Source organism: Natronosalvus rutilus, from assembly GCF_024204665.1.
GTDB lineage: Archaea > Halobacteriota > Halobacteria > Halobacteriales > Natrialbaceae > Natronosalvus > Natronosalvus rutilus.
Genome location: NZ_CP100355.1, coordinates 2,964,931 through 2,981,527, shown reverse-complemented (window position 1 = coordinate 2,981,527; position 16,597 = coordinate 2,964,931). Strand labels below are relative to the sequence as shown.

Here is a 16,597-nt window from a genome sequence, read left to right as displayed (position 1 = left end):
GTGGCTGGGGATTACTCGGAGTTGACTCTGGGGCGCGTGGCTGGGGCGTCCTCGACGGAATCGACGGGACCGTTGACGAACATCGCGTGACCGATGACGCCGATTGCGACGGTAGCGCTAATCGGGACCGCAGCCGTCAACGAGACGCCAACGACGGTCAGGGCAGCGGTGATACCGAGCAGTGCGACCGGGATAAGTCCGAGAACAATGTCATAATAGCCAGCCATAATCTATTACATTCTATGAGGAATAGGCATATAAGCGTTTCCCATAATTAGCCGATATTGAATTTGTCCCTGATTCAGATAGAGGGGGGATTATCCTCGTAACTTATCGAGTGGTTCCAATCGGCCAGTATGTCCTCATTCGAAACCCTCTCTCAAAATCGGTATTACCGAATTCGGTGCGCACTCGGGCCGTGAACGCCCGGTTTTGAATTGTCGATCGCTTCGACAAACAATTTGATCCGGGTCGGCCTGCACTCGAGGCCCTCGTTTCTGACCGGGGATCACTCGAGCCAGTCCGCATTGCGGAGCCCCACCGAGAGCCCAATGCGCCAGGTTCCGAGCACGAGCAGCCCGATGGCGGTGATGACGACGTTGAACGCCCACAGCGCGTTGCCGTCGAAGAACGGCGACGAGCGAAGAATGAGGCCGACGTTCGCCCCGCCGAGCCACGCGACGGTCGTGACCACGGCGGCGGTCTTCGTCGACACGATCGCACGTCGAGCGTACGCGCCAGCCAAGAGGGCGACGACTGTCCAGCCGACGAGAAACGGCAGGGCGGTCTCGAGGGCGGCCCCCGGTTCGCTCGCGATCGGCAGGCCGTGCTGGCGTCGGCCGATCATCATGATCGCCGTGATGAGGGCGAGGTCGACCGTCCCGACCAGCGCGATGGCTCGCTGTCCGGGACGATCGGTATCGAATACGGTAGGTAGCGCTCCCATGTTCATCGGTCCGGGTGGAGCCCGTATTGCTGTCACGGTTTCTGGTTCTAGTATCGGTACCGCCGGGGTCGCTCCGTCTCGGCCGTAGCTCTCGAACCGTCCGCCGTGCATTTCAGGAGATGACTACAATAATATACTCCGAATACAAACAATGTGACAGATGGCCGTGGTCGACCAACGCCGCGAGCGGTGTGATGGGTGCGGACGTGCCGTCGCGCTCGAGAATCTGTCCACCGTGACGATGCCCGACGGGGAACGCCTGGCCTGCTGCCCGACGTGTGCGCCCCACGCCCGCGAGGCCGCCCGGAAACTCGAGTCGATCGACCGGCCGCGCGGGACGTGCGATGGCTGTCGCTCGAGCGTTCCGCGAAACGACCTCGAGGACGTCGTTTTGACCGACGGAACGGTGATCACGTGCTGCTCCGACTGTCTCGAGGAAGTTCCCGGCCACGGGGAGGCGGGGACCTCGGAGTCGGATGGGCTAGACGACGGTACCGGAGCGTCCGTCAACGAGGCGATGGAAACGACCGAACTCGCGACCCGTCGAACGCTCTGTAGCCAGTGTCACGAGTACGTCGACGAGGAACTCTACCACGTGACTACGATCGACGGCCGGACCGAGGAGCTGTGTTCGGACTGTAAGGCGCTGGCCGAGGAGAAAGGCGTGGTCAGCGGCGTCAAGATGCGCAAGTCGGAGGCACGGGAGATCCTTCGCGTCGGCGACGACGTGACGAACCAGGAGCTTCGCGAGGCCTTCCTGACCCAGATCAAACACGCCCACCCCGACAAGAAGAGCGGGAGCGAGTCGGCGTTCAAACTCGTCAAAGAGGCCTACGACCGGCTGAAGTGACCGTCACGCTGTTCGAGGCCGTCCATGCGCCTGACGAACCCGATCGTCGCCGGATCGAAGGCGTAGGCGGCGTCGCAGACCTCGCAGGTGGCCTCGAGCAACTGGCCGTGTTCCGAGAGTTTCCAGAGTTTCGTCTGGCCCTGCGTGATATCAAGCGTCACGGGGTGGCCGCAGTCCGGAACCGTACACGGGAACCGGACGTACCAGTTGGGGACCGACAGTGCTCCGAGCGGAGAGAGTTCGCTCCGAAGCCGACAGAGCAGGTTGAAGATCGTGAACGAGAGGTTCTCCCGATCGATGGCGACTCCTTCGATGTCGGCGATGAACCCGCCGCGGAACGCCTCCTCGTCGTACAGCGGGAGAACCGGAATGCCCTTCGCGAGCGCGTAGCCGATCTCCTGGTTGACCCAGTTGCTGGTCGCCGACGCCTCAGTGAGTACGGCGACGACGACGTCGCTGTTGGCGAGTCGGCCCTCGAGTCGATCGCGCGTTCGACCGGATTCGATCTCCTCGAGGGCGATGTGGACGCCGAACGGGAAGTTCTTGACCGTCGAGAACAGCTCCTGCACGAGGTCGAGGTCAACGGGTGCGTGGGAGACGAACACCTGTTCTCCGGTCATCAGTAGCTCTACGGAACCGAAGACAGCAATCCGTAATGAATGTAACTACTTCTTAGACCCGGCGTGAGTAATTGTATCGAGAACGAGATCTGAAAATTCGAGTTCGGAGAGTTCGTCACCCAGCTGATCGAACCACTCGCGTTCGACTCGCCACGTCCCGCGCCGGTCCCCGTCAGTGGATCGAGAGACCGCCTCGAGCGTTCCTGGCTCCCACTCACGCTCCTCCGCGACCGTCAGGACGATTCGAACGATGGTACTGACCTCGTGGGTAGTCACGCCCGGTACGTCGTGCACCATTTCGTACTCGAGTCGCGTTCGGTCGTCGGTTCGCTCCAGCGAATTGACGTAGACGCCCTGACCCATCAGGCGGTTTTCGAGGGTAACCTCGAGCGGGTGGGCGTTGGACGTGTCGTCGGGGTTCGAGTTCGCGTTGGTAGGCGAGTGCGAGTTCGAGTTCCGGTCATCGTCGCTCATCGGTGATGCCTCGAGTTCGCGTTCGGTGGGGAAAAGGTGTCGGGCTCTGGCAGTGGCGTCGCTCTGGCTCTCGTCCGTATTTCCGTTCTCGTTGTCGTCTTCGTCTTCGTCCTCGTCACCATTCCGCTTCCGCCTCCGTTCACAGGGGTTCGACCAGGTCAGCGAGCGCCGCCGCAGGGTCATCGGCCTTGGCGACGCCGCTGGCAAGCAAGACGCCGCTCGAGCCGAGGTCGGCGGCGGCGACGACGTCCTCGCCGGTACTGATCCCCGCGCCACAGAGCACGGTGACGTCCTCGTCGACCCGAGCGGCGGCGTCGACAGCGTCCTCAACTACGTCCGGATCGGCCTGGCTGACCGGCGTCCCGGTGCCGATCAGTTCCGGCGGTTCGACGGCGACGGCGTCAGGAGCGAGCGCCGCGGCCGCCCCGATCTGGGCCGGGTTGTTCGCACAGACGACGGTCTCGAGGCCGGCACGTTCGGCCGCCCGGATCGCGCCGTCGACGTCGGCGAGTTTCAGGCGGCGCTCGGAGTGGTTGATCAACGTGCCCACTGCGCCCGCATCCGCGGCCGCCTCCGCGAGCGTGTGCCCAGTGTTGCTCCCGTAGTCGATCGGATCGACGTGCTGGGCCCAGGTTTCGACGCCCGTCTCGGCGACTCGCTCAAGGTGGGTCGCCTGCGGGGCGACGGCGATGCGAGCGTCGGTCGTCTCGTCGACGTCGCGCGCGGCTTCGGCGACGGCCACGGGGTCACACGGATACGTCTTGAGGTTGATCAGAACGAACATGCTCGAGAGGAGGCCCTCGCGACCAAAATAGTTACCGAGTGGTCGTCGTCTCGAGGTCCGTCTCGGGCTCGCCGGGAACCGACGGATCGTACCGGTGGCAGGCGACCGGTCGGCCCTCTGTGCGGGTCTCGAGCGTCGGCGACTCGCGTTCGCAGACGGTCTCTATCGGCGCGGCGAGGTGGGCTCGAGCCGTTTCGAGGTCGCCCTCCTCGATGGATTCGACGGCCGTCGTGAGCGCCGCCTCGAGATCCGGATCCGCGAGTTTAGCGGGCAGATCGAACGTCGATCGAACGGCGTCGTCGGTGGCGGGGACGGACCCGATGGTTGCGGGGTCGTCCGACTCGCGCCCGGCGACGGCGGCCCGCACGTCGTCCGCGGTCGTCCAGTCGTTCTCGAGGCGAAAGCGGAACCGCACGAGCCCACGCCACTGGTCGCGAGGGATCGTTGTGTCGGCAGGCGGGATGATCGCCGGACACCGAGGATGGAACCGACACCCGGACGGCGGGTCCGACGCGTCGGGGAGGTCGTCGGTCAGGGGTTCGACGCCGACGTGGGGCGCGCTCGGATCGAGGCTGGGAATCGACGACACGAGCAGTTGCGTGTACGGGTGGCGAGGCTCGTCGAAGACCTTGTCGACCGCCCCGGACTCGACGATTTCGCCGAGGTACATTACCGCCGCGCGGTCGCAGAACCGACGCACGAGATCGACGTCGTGACTGATGAAGACGATCGCGACATCGAACTCCCGCTGGAGACGCCCCAGCAACTCGAGGACGTCGGCCTTGGTTCGACCGTCGAGCGCGCTCACCGGTTCGTCGGCGACGATCAGGTCCGGGTTCAACACCAGCGCGCGGGCGATGGCGATGCGCTGTTTCTCCCCGCCGGAGAACTCGTGTGGGTACTGGTCGGCCGCGGCGGCGGAGAGTCCGACGCGCTCGAGGGTGTCCTCGACGACGTGTCGACGCCGCTGGGAGCCGTGTAAGCCGTGGATACGGAGGGGCTCCTCCACGGACTCGCCGACCGTTCGACGCGGGTTGAGCGCCGAATCCGGATCCTGGAGCACGAGTTGTGCGCGTCGGCGAAAGCGACGCAGTTCGTCGTCGTCGTACGCGCGAACGTCGTCGCCGTCGAACCGAACGTCGCCACCAGTCGGCTCCTCGAGGCGGAGTACCGACAGCGCGGTCGTGGATTTCCCGCAGCCGGATTCGCCGACGAGCCCGAACGCCTCGCCGAGCTGGACGTCGAAGCTCACGCCGTCGACGGCCCGAACGGTCCCGACCTCGCGCCGAAGCAATCCCTCGGTGATCGGGTAGTGTTTCTCGAGGTTCCTGACCGAGAGCAACGGATCGGCCTCAGTCATCGTCGGTTACCCCGCGGTCGAGTTGGGGAGCGGTGTCGAGGACCGTCCTCGCGTCCTTTCGGTCGCCGTGGTAGATACACGCCGCGCGGTGGTCTTCGACGCCGGCGACCGGCTCGAACGGCGGTTCGTCGCCTCGACACGCCTTGACGGCATGTGGACACTCTCGACGGAAGCAACAGCCCTCCTTCGGGATTGAGCCGTCGCGTCCGACGGTTTCGGTACGACGGTCCGGCCCGTTTGTCCCACCCTGGCCGACGAAACTCCGGAACAACGACTGCGTATAGGGGTGTCCCGGCTGTTCGAGGACGGCCTCGACGGGGCCGCGCTCGACGGCGTTTCCGGCGTACATGACGACGACGCGATCGGCCAGCGAGGCCACGACTCGGAGGTCGTGAGTGACGAGCAACAGCGTCAAATCTCGCTCTCGTCGGAGGTCGTCGATCAGGTCGATGATCCGCGATTGAATCGTGACGTCCAGCGCGGAGGTCGGCTCGTCGGCGATGAGCAGGTCAGGTTCGGCGGCCAGGGCGATGGCGATCAGGACGCGCTGTCGCATGCCGTCGGAGAATTCGTGGGGATACGCGTCGAGCCGCTCCGCTGGTCGTGAGAGGCCGACTGTCTGCAGCAGGTCAATCGCACGCTCCCGCGCGGTCCCGTCGCTGACGTCCCGGTGGAACGTGATCGCCTCGACGAGCTGGTCGCCGACGGTGTAGACGGGGTCCAGCGCGTTCTGGGCGTTCTGGAAGAGGTAGGCGATCCGGTTGCCGCGGATCGATCGAAGCCGCCTCTCACCGGCCGAGAGCAACTCCTCGCCCTCGAACGTCACCGATCCGGAGACGTCGACCTGCGAACTCGAGACCAGACCGGTGATCGAATCGCAGGTCAGCGTCTTCCCGCTTCCGCTCTCGCCGACGAGGCAGACGGTTTCCCCCCGCTGGACGTCGAAGCTTACCCCGTCGACGGCCCGAACGGTGCCATCGGCGGTCGCGATGTGGGCGTGCAGGTCGTCGACGGAGAGCAGTGGATCCGTGTCAGTCATGGGCCCCCCGTGGATCGAGCGCGTCTCGTAGTCCGTCGCCGGCCACCTTGAACGCCGCGACGGTCAGTCCCAGGGCGATAGCGGGGAACGTCGAGACCCACCAGGCATCGAGCGGGGCCGCCCTGAACAGTCCCTCGCCCATCGTCATGCCCCACGACTGGAACGTGGCGTGGAACCCGAGGAAGGCAAGCGCGGCCTCGGTCAGGACGAGCACGGCCATCAGGTGGAACGCCGCCGGGATCACGCTGTTGGTGATGTTCGGTAGCATGTGTCGACGCAAGACGTACGGCCTCGAGGCCCCGAGCACTCTGGCAGCGAGGATGTACCCTTCTTCGCGGCGTTGCAGCGTCTCGCTCCGGACGATGCGGGCGATCCCGCCCCACGAGAGCAGGCCGAACGCGGCGAGCAGAACGAAAAACGAGTCCCCGATGAACAGGTACGCGATCATGTAGATGACGATCGCCGGGATACTGAGCTGGACGTCGACGTAGCTCATCAGGAGGTCGTCGACGGAGCCGCCGTAGTACCCCGCGACGAGCCCGACGACCGTCGCCAGCGGGACGATGATGCCGACGGTGACGAACACGGCGTAGGCAACGGGTCGAGCGCCGACCACGAGGAGGTCGACCATCTCGTACCCCCAGCGGTCGGTTCCGAGCACGTACTCCCAGGTCCCGTGACACTGCTGTTCGTAGATCGTGTCACCAGTAACCGTGCCCACGCAGTCCTGCCTCGTTTCCAGGTAGGAGCCGCTGAAGCCGACTGGCGGCTGGAGTTTGTCGGTTCCGACCGTCCCCGAGTCGAGCGTCAACCGGGGCTGGAACCCCGTGATCATCGCGTAGAACGCCGTGAGGACGACGGCGCCGAGAACCACGAGGCTGGCGACTGTCGCCCACCGTCGCCGAAGCCGAGCGAGGAGTCGGCGGCCGCGCGACGGGTCGAGGAGCATCGGGACGACGCCGTAAGCGACGACCACGGCCAGCGCGAGCAACAGCAGCCAGTCCTCGGGACCAACGTGCCATCGAGCGACGAGAAAGATGCTGTCCTTCGACCGGTAGTAGAGGTACGCCAGTCCAACCGCGAGTACGCCGATCACGAGCGCGATCCGTTCGGTCGAAAACCGCCGCGTCGACGAGTCGACCCGATCCCAGTCGATCCGCTCGAGTGCCGCGACGTCCGCCTGCCCCGGTGGCTCGTCCCTGGAGGGGCCGTTCGATCCCGATTCCGTCATTGCGAGTCGTGCAGGAACCTGTCGCCTCTGTGAATAAGTGTTTCTGTTCCGTCACGACCGCAACACTCATATATCCCTGGCTGACACGTGTGCAGTACTCGTGATTTGCGACCCCGTCATCACGGCCGCGTCGCTTGCAGGTGACCGCCGGTGAGAGTGGTGCGGATACTGGCTCGGCGTCTCGCACTGGGGGTAGTTGCCGCCTGGGCCGTGCTCACGGTGATGTTCACACTGTTCGCCGCGACCGAAGACTGGGTGCTCGACAGACGGCTCGCGCTTGCAGCCTACGGCGGCGCTGATCCCGACGAACTCGAGTCTATTCGCCAGTCGTACCTCGCCGACCGAGGGCTCGACCGACCGCTCACCGAGCAGTACGTCGACTGGATAGGGAACATGATCTCCCTGGAGTGGGGAAACTCCTTCCAGAGTGGCGAGGCCGTGTTTCCGCTGGTGCGTGAGGCCACCCTCGAGACGGCGCTGTACGTCGTCCCGGCGATCGTGCTGGCGACCACGCTCGGGCTGGCCGTCGGCGCCTACGCCGCCATGAACGTGCGCTCGACTCGCGGCAACGGAGCTACGGGAATCGTGTACCTGCTGTTCGCGGTTCCGAACTTCTGGATCGGCTTCCTGATCCTGAGCGCGTCCGCGACTGCCGCTGCCGCCTTCAGGTGGGGCAGCGAGTTCAACTACATCACGGTGACCGAGTTGCCGTTTCTCTACGGGCGCGTCCTCCCGGTCGTTCTGGTGACGACGACGTTACTCGCTGCCATCGTCAGTTACGCTCGAGCGTACGCCCGCCAGTACTACACCGCGGACCTCACCAAACTCGTTCGCGCGAAAGGAGGTGGGCGGCTCGACGTCGCCAGACACGTGTTGCGAAACGCGGCGATCCCACTGCTCTCGCTCGTGTTCGCCGAGACGCTCGCGCTGCTCGCGATTTCGGTGATTATCATCGAGGCCGTGTTCGGCATCGGCGGGATCGGCTCGCTCTTCTACAACGCCGTCTGGACGCGCGACCTGCCCGTCATGATGGGCGTAACGGTCGTCATCGTCGCCTTCGGCGTCGTCGGCAACGTCGTTCAGGACCTGGCGTACTCGCTACTCGACCCTCGAGTGGACACTGGATCGCGGTGAGGACAGCACCTGCGACCGGGGAAAAACGCTGTCGCCGCTCGATCAATCCTTTCGCTTGACAACGTCACCGAGCGTGTAACTCCCACTTGAGGAGCCGCCTTCCCAGTCGCTGTCCTCGCTCGACCCGGACCCGCCGGTGAGGCTGATCCCCAGGAAGCGCTCGAGTTTGCTCTGGACCCGGTCACTGGGCAGGGTATCCCCGCGCTCGAGTTTGCGGATCAGACTCGCCTTCTCGTTGAGTTCGTTCGCGAGGTCGGACTGGCTGAGGTCCTTCTTCTCTCTCGCTCGGCGAATGCGGTCGTCGTAATCGGTGACGATCTCGTCCATCTCGTCGAACATATCGCGGCGACGCGAGCCACCGGACCCCGAGGAGCGACTCCCGCTCGAGGACGTGTTGCTGGACCCTGACCCGGATCCCGACCCGGAGTCCGTCGAGTACTTCGTTGACGTGCTCGACGAGGAGGCGGTCTTCACCTCGGTGCCGAAGTCGGTGCAGTTCGAACACACGTCCAGCTTCGCGCCTTCGACTTTGATAGTCTTCGGGGACGACGTCTCGGCGCCACACATCTCGCACTGAACCATGGTCGGGTCTAACGCACCACGCGTGATAAAGGGTGCGGCGCCGGCGGTCTGGACGAGTCGTGTCTCGAACGAGGTCAGCCACTCCTGGAGATGGAAAGATGGCGGGAGGACGCCGGGGAGGAGGGTGGGAAGATGACGTGAAGACGGCGGGGAGACGACGAGAAGTCCCTCGAGATCGGCACTACTCGAGCGCGCTCCAGGAGTAGAAGAACCGCTGGAGGGCCGTCAGGTGACCGACGACGGCGAGGAAGACGAGCAGCCAGCCGACGAGCGAGAGGCCGCCAGCGTCGAACGACTCGAGCGGATAGGCGAGGAAGCCGACGATTCCGATGATCGCCAGCCGGTCCGCACGGCCGACGAGCCCCCCGTAGACCCGGTCGAGGCCTACCGCCTGGGCCTGGGTGCCGAGGTAGGAGGTCATGACGACGCCTGTAACCGCCAGGAAGCCCAGCCAGTAGTCGCCGACGCCGGCGGCGAGTCCACCGATGATCACGATGTCGGCGTAGCGGTCCAGGACGTGGTCGAGCAGGTCCCCCGACGGGGAGGAGACGCCCTGTGCTCGAGCGAGTGCGCCGTCGATGATGTCGAACCAGCCGTTCAGGAAGACGAGGGCCGCGCCGACGGCGTACCAGACGGGATGGGCGACGCCGCCGAGGTAAAACGCGAAGCCCGCGGTGATCGCCACGAACCCGGCGATCACGCTCACGCCGTCGGGGGACATCCCGACCCGGTCGAACCCACGGACGAACGGATCCAGGAACTTCGAGATGTACGGTCGGAACTTATCGAGGGTCATGTCAGGTACCCCACGAAGTCGACTTCGCCAGCGCTTGGCGCTCGCGTGCCGCGGACGACGGCCTCGAGTTCGTCGGCCACCTCAGTGGGTTCGCGGTCCGTAGTATCGATTTCGTACACGGACTCGAGGCCGTGGTGGTCGACGGCCTCCGAGAGGATGACGTCGAGCGCCTCACTCTCCGCGTTCTCGTGAGCTTTGTCCGTGCGTTCTCCGCGTTCGCGCAGTCGTTTTTCGAGTACCTCGGGGGCACACCGCAAGACGGCGACGCGATCGGCCGGCAAGTGATGGGAGAGGTGCGACTCGACGAGGACGTCGTCTCGCTCCGCGAGTCGTTCCTCGAGGGCATCGAGGTCGGCGACCTTGCTGTCGCGCTCTTCGTCGACGGACGTGTACAGTCCCTCGCGTTCGAGGAGGTCGTTGAGGTAGATCACGTCGTAGTCCTCGAGTCGGCCCTCGAGAATCGTCGTCGCCGTCGTCTTCCCCGTTCCTGGAGTGCCGGTGATCGCGATTCTCACGCGCCGTTCACCCCGGTTGTTCCGCCGTCGGCATCCAGTCCACGGTCCTCGAGCACCTCGTTGAGCGTCTCGACGGCTCGATCGGTTTCGGACGGCGTACCGCAGGTAATGCGGATGCACGCCGGCAGCCCGAAACTCGTACAGTCGCGAACGATCACGCCCCGTTCTTGCATCGCCTCAGCGACCGGCGTCGCCTCCCCGACGTCGACGAGGACAAAATTCCCGTCGCTGGGCCAGACGAGGGCGTCGATTTCCTCGCGCATGGTCGCTCGAGCCTCGGCGACGGTCGCGACGGTTCGCTCGACGTGTTTGTCGTCCTCGATGGCGGCCAGGCCGGCCCGGCAGGCGAGTTCGCTCGCGGCGAACGGGGTGTTGACGCGAGCGTAGGCCTCAGCCCACGCGTGCGGAACGATTGCATATCCGAGTCGCAGACCCGCCAGGCCGTACGCCTTCGAGAACGTCCGGAGGACGGCGACGTCGTCGCGGGCGTCGAACCCGTCGCGACCCGAGATCAGGGCGACGGCGCTGTCGACGTCGGCGAATTCGCCGTAGGCCTCGTCCACGACGACGAGCGTCTCCTCGTCCGTTCGATCGGCGATCTCTGCAACGGCCTCCAGGTCGATCGTCGATCCCGAGGGGTTGTGCGGGCTGGTGAGGTAGACGATCCGCTCGCCGTCGTAGGCCTCGAGGACCGTCTCGGCGTCCTGTGAGAAGTCGTCTTCGCGCGCGAGCGCGTACTCGGTGACGTCGCCGTGGTGGAACCGAGCGCTCATGCCGTAGTAGGCGAACCCCGGCGCGGGGACGAGCACGTCGTCGCCCGGCTCGAGGGTCGCCCTCGAGAGGTAGTCGATGGCGCCGTCGCCGCCGTTTGCGAGCCAGATCTGGTCGTCCGCGACAGCCCAGCGGTCGGCGACCGCGGCGGTGAGATCGGCGTGAGCCGCCTTCGGGTAGGAACTCACGCTTCCGGCGGCGTCCTCGATGGCGTCGACGGCCGCGGGCGAGGGGCCGTGGGCGTTCTCGTTGGAGGCGAGTTTGACGAACGTCGAGGGGTCGCGCCCGAGTTCGCGGGCGACCTCCTCGATGCCTCGACCCGCCTGGTAGGCGACGTGGTCGGACAGATCGCGCGGTTTCATACGTGAGCCTTTTCCTCGCGACGCTTAAGCGTGCTTACCTGTGGCCGCAACCGAGGTGGGTTCGAGACCGGCGGCGGTGATGCGGTGGTAGTGGTGGTGCCTCTCGAGTGAGACGTCACCGTTACGTACGATCGGCAATGATCGTGGAATGTCCGATTATTTTTCAAATAATCGTTCGAATGACTGGTAGAACTACATATAATATGGTGTTATTATAGGTGCGACTGGAAATTAAGCATATTAATCACTCACTATTGAGTATCTGTCCAGGGACGACAGAGGTTCTCTCGCTCACAAAGGCAAAACTTATACGACTCGAGAGAATTTTGCCAGTCGATGCCCAACGACAACGGTGTATCCCGACGATCATTCCTGAAGGCCACGAGCGCCGGTGCAGCCACCGCGGCGGTGGCCGGGTGCTTTGGCGGCGACGAAGGCAATGGTGATGGGAACGGCGACGGTAACGGTAACGGCAACGAATCTGGCAACGGAAACGGAAACGGCAACGGCGACGGGGATCTGTCCAACGTCGAGAAGGCCCAGCAGGCCTGGGAGCGTGCCCAGGACAACCCTGCGCCGGAGGACGAGGAGACCCGGATGGAAGCGTACCTCGAGATGGAGGAGGCCATCCGCGACGACATGATTCTCCTGCCGCTGTACCACGGCCTGACCGAGCGCTTCTGGTACGACACCGTCGAAGTCGAACCAACGGGGTCGCTGGGATCCCACCGCCAGCAGCACAACGAAACCACCACCGAGGACGGTACGCTGAACCTGATCAACTCGGGGGTTTCGTCGCTCGACCCGATCCAGTCGACCGACACGGCTTCCGGCGTCATCATCAACCAGGTGTACGAGAACCTCGTGCACTACCCCAACGGCGTTCCGGAAGTCGAGAACCAGCTCGTCGAGGAGGTCAACGTCTCCGACGACCTGCTGACGTACACGTTCACGATCAAGGAGGCCCAGTTCCACGACGGTAGCGAACTGACGGCGAGTGACTTCGTCTACGCCTGGCGGCGTCTCGCCGAGTCCACCGCCAGCGAGCGCGCGAACTTCCTCGTCGAACCCGGCTTCCTCGCCGTCGAGCACGAGACGGAGGGCGAAGGCGAAGAGGCCACGATCGTCCCGGACTCCCTCGGCGTCGAGGCCGTCGACGACCGCACGATCGAGATGCGGATCACGGAGCCCCAGCCGTCCACGCTCGACATCCTCACCTACGACTCCTTCGCAGCGATGCCCGAGGGACTCGTGGGCGACATCGAGGGCTACGACGGGGAGTACAGCCAGGAGCAGATCTCCCAGGAAGTGATGGTCGGCTGCGGACCGTTCCAGTTCGACATGTGGGAGGGTGGCACCGAGGTTCAGGTGACCGCGTTCGACAACTACCACGGCAGCGGGCCGGAACTCGACGCGATTCACTGGCAGATCATCGAGGACGACGAGGCTATTCGAACGTACTACAACGAGCGAAACGCCGACATCTTCGGTATCCCGACGCCGTTCTACGACCAGGACAAAATCGAGGCCGAGGAGGACGACATGGGTCGCCAGATTGGTACCTACGGCGAGCTCGAGAACGGTGACACCGTCAACTACCTCGGTGTGAGTGAGATGTCGACGTTCTACTTCGCGTTCAACGCTCGCTACGCTGATAAGGCGGTTCGACAGGCCATCGCGTACGTCACCGACCACGAGGAACTCATTAACCAGGTCTTCGCCGGCCGTGGCGTCGAGGCGTTCAGCTTCACGCCGCCGGGAATCTTCCCCGGAGGAAACGAGGCCTACCAGACGTTCGTCGAGGAGTGGCCGTACACGCCCAACGAGACTGACCGCGAGGGCGCCCAGCAAGTTCTCGAAGAGGCCGGCTTCACGCCCGACGAACCAGCCGAGCTGACGTTGACGACCTACGAGAGCGAAGTGTTCAACGAAGCCGCTACGATCACCCGTGACAAAGTCGCTGACCTCGGCATCGAACTCGAGCTCGAGCAGTCCGAGTTCAACACGCTGATCAGCCGCGGTGAGGACGGCGAACTTCAGTTCTACTCGCTCGGCTGGATCTGGAGCTACCCGTCGATCGCCTACGGTCTGTTCGGCTTCGAGCCCGAGAACACCAACACCGAAAAGATCCCCGAAGACGCGGACGGCTACTATCTCGACTGGCAAGTCGAAATGGAAAGCGAAGAGTAACGTCGGACGCGAATAGCTCGGCGGTTCGTTTCCGCCGACACAATTGTTCATCCTCGGAACCCGTCCGGGGAAATCATGATACCTAATACCCTCGAATGCATACCGATCCGATAGTGCGACATATGGTAAACGTCTGGCAGACGTGTGATGCTCCATGAGCCGCTGGCGATACTTTTTCCAGCGGGTCCTGCTCTCGATTCCGGTCCTCTTTCTCGTGATGACGTTGTTGTTCGTCATCCTCAGGATGGGACCGCTCGACCCGGTTGCAGCGATGCTCGGTCCGGAAGCGAGCGGAGCGCAGGCTGCACAGATCCGCGAAAACATGGGATTGAACGAGCCGCTGTGGCAACAGTACGTCGACTTCATGGTCGGGCTGATCACCTTCGATCTCGGCCAGTCGTGGGTACTTCGGCGCGGGTACAGCGTGACGTCGATGGTCGCCACGTACGGACCTCGAACGGTCTGGCTCGGGTTCTGGGCGATCCTGCTGCCGCTTTTCATCGGGATCCCGCTCGGCTTCTACGCTGGGCTCAACTCGAATAGCTGGGGCGACTACATCGCTTCCTTCTCGGGGATCGTCTGGCTGGCGATGCCGAACTTCTGGCTCGCAATCATGTTCCTGGCTATACTGCGACAGACCCAGGGGGGTGGATTCCTCGGGTTCGACTGGTACACGATCGGGCCCAACATCGATAGTATCATCGGCACGCCGCCGCTCGACTTCGTTGGATTCACCCAGTTGTTCCCCCCAGGGGGGTTCTACTTCAATGGCGGGGAACTCGCTGTCGCGATTAAAGTGATCCTGCCGGCGGCAATCGTTCTCGGATCGGCATCGATGGCGACCGAACTCCGCATCGGCCGAACGGCGGTCCTCGAGACGATCAACTCGAACTACGTCGAGACGGCCAAAGCGAAGGGACTCTCGAACCGAGTGATCATCTGGAAGCACGTCTTCCGGAACGCCCTGATCCCGCTGGTACCGATCATCACCAACGAGGCGTTCCTGCTGATCGGCGGGTCCGTCATCGTCGAGGTCGTCTTCGGTATCAACGGCATCGGTCGGCTGTACTTCATGTCGTTGACCCAGGGTGACCTGCCGCTTGCCGGGTCGCTGGTGTACATCTTCACTATTATCACGATCAGTATGAACATTCTACAGGACCTCTTGTACACGATACTTGATCCACGCGTGGGGTACGACCAATGAGTCACGATCAAGACACGGACGAACTCAAGACGATTCGCGAACGTATTGCCGCGAATCCGCGTCCGGCCGCGATCTGGGCGGCCGTTCTCGGGGTGTTGCTCTTGCTTGAGATCGGTCGTATCGGGGCGGGGATCGTCAAACTTGGCGGTGTGGTTCGACTGATCCTGGGTGGGCTCGCTGCGATTCCCCACTGGGTTCACGGCAACATCCAGCCCTCTGCTGGACTGATCGCCGCCGAAATCGGGTTCGTGATTACCGCACTACTCGTCCTATCAGTGGCGACGATCCTTCTCAGGGCGACGATCGTCACCGGCCCGCTAGCTGAACGGTTCGGGTTCCACTACGATCGGTTCGACAGCCCGTACGTAACCGAGGAACGACTCGACCGAGGGCTGTTGCTCGCCGTCTTGACGGCTGTCACGTTTGTCGTCACGATGACGCCAGCCGCCGTAGCGATCGACCTCGTCGTCGGGGCGTTCACGTCATTCTTCGAGTGGGTCGCCTCGCTGGGAGCGGTCACGAGTCCAGAAACGATTCCGAACCAGGGGTACCGATCACCCGACGGCAGCGGTTGGGAGGGGACCTTTATGGGTCTCTCACCAGCCTGGGCGTGGGCACTCCGCGTCGCCGTCGTCTACGTGTACGCGTTCGTTACGTTCGCGTGGCTCTGGAAGGGATACACGATCTTCCGCGAACACTACCGCGAAGCCGACTGGACCCCTCGAGACGATTCGATCAACCGCTTCCGGAATCACTACTGGGGAATCTTCGGACTCATCGTCGTCTTCATGTTCGTCGTGATGGCACTGTGGGCTCCCGCGCTCGGGCCTGTCGGCCCGCAGGAGAACATCTACAGCCCGTACGGCCACGAATTCCAGTATCTAAATTCGGAGTCGGGTGAACTCGAGACAGTCAGCCACGGCACGGCTAACATCGACTCGCGTTCCCAGGGGAGTGATCCCGTTAGCCCGATGAGCTACGACAATTACGACCGGTGGTCGCCGTTCGGAACGACCGCTAACGGGAAGAACCTGTTCACGTACCTCGTCTTCGGGGCGCGAACGTCCCTAGTCATCGGGATCACGGCGATCGGGCTGGCGACGGGCATTGCTCTCGGGCTGTCGTTGCTCACTGCCTACTACAAGGGGCTCGTCGACCTCGTCACGGTCATCGTCAGTGACACGGTCATTGCCGTCCCGGTGTTCCTGGCGGTCCTGTTGCTCTCGGTGGTCTTCCAGGAGTCGAACCATCCCATCGCCAGCTACTACAACGGCGGGTTGTTGCTGGCGCTCATCTTCGCCGGACTATACTGGCCAGGACTGTGGCGTTCGATACGCGGGCCCTCGCTCCAGGTCGCCGAACAGGAGTGGGTCGACGCCGCGAAGAGCTATGGTCAAACGCCGATGATGACGATGCGAAAGCACATGGCTCCGTACATCTTTAGCTACGTCATGATCTACGCCTCGTTGCTGCTGGGCGGTGTCATCATCGTCACCGCTGCTCTCTCGTTCCTCGGGCTCGGCATCAACCCGCCGACGCCGGAGTGGGGGCGGATAATCAGTGACGGCCGCTCGTACGTCTCCACCGAATCGTGGCACATCGCGACGATTCCGGGGATCCTGATCGTCCTCGTCGTCACGGGGTTCAACGCCCTCGGTGACGGGATCCGGGACGCGATGGATCCGGAGAGCGAATCCGGAGAAGGTGACGTGACGACGACTGGAGGTGGTGCGTGA

General features: G+C 63.8%; 17 protein-coding genes. 5 read left to right on the top strand and 12 right to left on the bottom strand.

Translation table 11 applies throughout. The annotated features are described in order from the left end of the window. Positions 1-11 precede the first annotated feature (11 nt). Positions 12-227, bottom strand: a complete 216-nt coding sequence (locus tag NGM29_RS14375) for a DUF8015 family protein (protein WP_254157053.1) — start codon at positions 225-227, stop codon at positions 12-14. 281 nt (positions 228-508) lie between these two features. Next, positions 509-946 (bottom strand): DUF3054 domain-containing protein, encoded by a 438-nt coding sequence (locus tag NGM29_RS14370; RefSeq protein WP_254157051.1) that lies wholly within the window; start codon positions 944-946, stop codon positions 509-511. A 160-nt stretch (positions 947-1,106) separates the two neighbouring features. Between NGM29_RS14370 and NGM29_RS14365 the strand changes: the two genes are divergently transcribed. Continuing rightward, complete coding sequence (locus NGM29_RS14365; RefSeq protein WP_254157050.1) at positions 1,107-1,796, top strand: J domain-containing protein; 690 nt, start codon at positions 1,107-1,109, stop codon at positions 1,794-1,796. Here NGM29_RS14365 and NGM29_RS14360 read toward each other — a convergent pair. From NGM29_RS14360 to NGM29_RS14335, 6 genes are read right to left on the bottom strand one after another with little or no spacing between them, the layout of a single operon-like run. Continuing rightward, on the bottom strand, positions 1,778-2,416 hold the full coding sequence (locus tag NGM29_RS14360; protein ID WP_254157048.1) for a toll/interleukin-1 receptor domain-containing protein: 639 nt from the start codon (positions 2,414-2,416) through the stop codon (positions 1,778-1,780). The genes NGM29_RS14365 and NGM29_RS14360 overlap by 19 nt on opposite strands. A 45-nt stretch (positions 2,417-2,461) precedes the next feature. Continuing rightward, a complete protein-coding gene (locus NGM29_RS21330) occupies positions 2,462-3,073 on the bottom strand; it encodes a DUF8159 domain-containing protein (protein ID WP_311136830.1) in 612 nt (203 codons plus the stop codon). Continuing rightward, entirely contained in the window at positions 3,030-3,674 is a 645-nt protein-coding gene (gene tpiA / locus NGM29_RS14350; RefSeq protein ID WP_254157046.1) for a triose-phosphate isomerase, read from the bottom strand. Before tpiA ends, NGM29_RS21330 begins: the two co-directional genes overlap by 44 nt. 31 nt (positions 3,675-3,705) lie before the next feature. Beyond that, positions 3,706-5,034: an ABC transporter ATP-binding protein gene (locus NGM29_RS14345; RefSeq protein WP_254157044.1), complete on the bottom strand. Its 1,329-nt coding sequence runs from the start codon at positions 5,032-5,034 to the stop codon at positions 3,706-3,708. Beyond that, positions 5,027-6,073, bottom strand: coding sequence for an ABC transporter ATP-binding protein (locus NGM29_RS14340; protein ID WP_254157042.1), 1,047 nt, complete (start codon positions 6,071-6,073; stop codon positions 5,027-5,029). Before NGM29_RS14340 ends, NGM29_RS14345 begins: the two co-directional genes overlap by 8 nt. Then, entirely contained in the window at positions 6,066-7,304 is a 1,239-nt protein-coding gene (locus NGM29_RS14335) for an ABC transporter permease (protein ID WP_254157040.1), read from the bottom strand. Before NGM29_RS14335 ends, NGM29_RS14340 begins: the two co-directional genes overlap by 8 nt. Positions 7,305-7,526: 222 nt before the next feature. Between NGM29_RS14335 and NGM29_RS14330 the strand changes: the two genes are divergently transcribed. Next, positions 7,527-8,438 carry an ABC transporter permease gene (locus tag NGM29_RS14330; protein WP_254157039.1) on the top strand — a complete coding sequence of 304 codons (912 nt, stop codon included), beginning with the start codon at positions 7,527-7,529 and terminating at the stop codon, positions 8,436-8,438. A gap of 42 nt (positions 8,439-8,480) precedes the next feature. Here the strand turns inward: NGM29_RS14330 and NGM29_RS14325 are convergent, their stop codons facing one another. The 4 genes from NGM29_RS14325 to hisC all read right to left on the bottom strand — a co-directional run bounded on the left by NGM29_RS14325 (position 8,481) and on the right by hisC (position 11,464). Beyond that, complete coding sequence (locus NGM29_RS14325; protein WP_254157038.1) at positions 8,481-9,020, bottom strand: multiprotein bridging factor aMBF1; 540 nt, start codon at positions 9,018-9,020, stop codon at positions 8,481-8,483. A gap of 181 nt (positions 9,021-9,201) precedes the next feature. Then, complete coding sequence (locus NGM29_RS14320; protein WP_254157037.1) at positions 9,202-9,816, bottom strand: CDP-alcohol phosphatidyltransferase family protein; 615 nt, start codon at positions 9,814-9,816, stop codon at positions 9,202-9,204. Continuing rightward, entirely contained in the window at positions 9,813-10,331 is a 519-nt protein-coding gene (locus NGM29_RS14315; RefSeq protein WP_254157036.1) for an adenylate kinase family protein, read from the bottom strand. Before NGM29_RS14315 ends, NGM29_RS14320 begins: the two co-directional genes overlap by 4 nt. Beyond that, entirely contained in the window at positions 10,328-11,464 is a 1,137-nt protein-coding gene (gene hisC, locus NGM29_RS14310) for a histidinol-phosphate transaminase (protein ID WP_254157035.1), read from the bottom strand. Before hisC ends, NGM29_RS14315 begins: the two co-directional genes overlap by 4 nt. Positions 11,465-11,800: 336 nt before the next feature. On the opposite strand from hisC, the gene NGM29_RS14305 reads away from it, so the two are divergent. The 3 genes from NGM29_RS14305 (at position 11,801) to NGM29_RS14295 (ending at position 16,597) form a co-directional block, all read left to right on the top strand. Beyond that, positions 11,801-13,654, top strand: coding sequence for an ABC transporter substrate-binding protein (locus tag NGM29_RS14305; protein ID WP_254157034.1), 1,854 nt, complete (start codon positions 11,801-11,803; stop codon positions 13,652-13,654). Positions 13,655-13,808: 154 nt separating this feature from the next. Next, positions 13,809-14,861: an ABC transporter permease gene (locus NGM29_RS14300; protein ID WP_254157032.1), complete on the top strand. Its 1,053-nt coding sequence runs from the start codon at positions 13,809-13,811 to the stop codon at positions 14,859-14,861. Beyond that, entirely contained in the window at positions 14,858-16,597 is a 1,740-nt protein-coding gene (locus NGM29_RS14295; protein ID WP_254157030.1) for an ABC transporter permease, read from the top strand. The genes NGM29_RS14300 and NGM29_RS14295 overlap by 4 nt, the downstream gene beginning before the upstream one ends.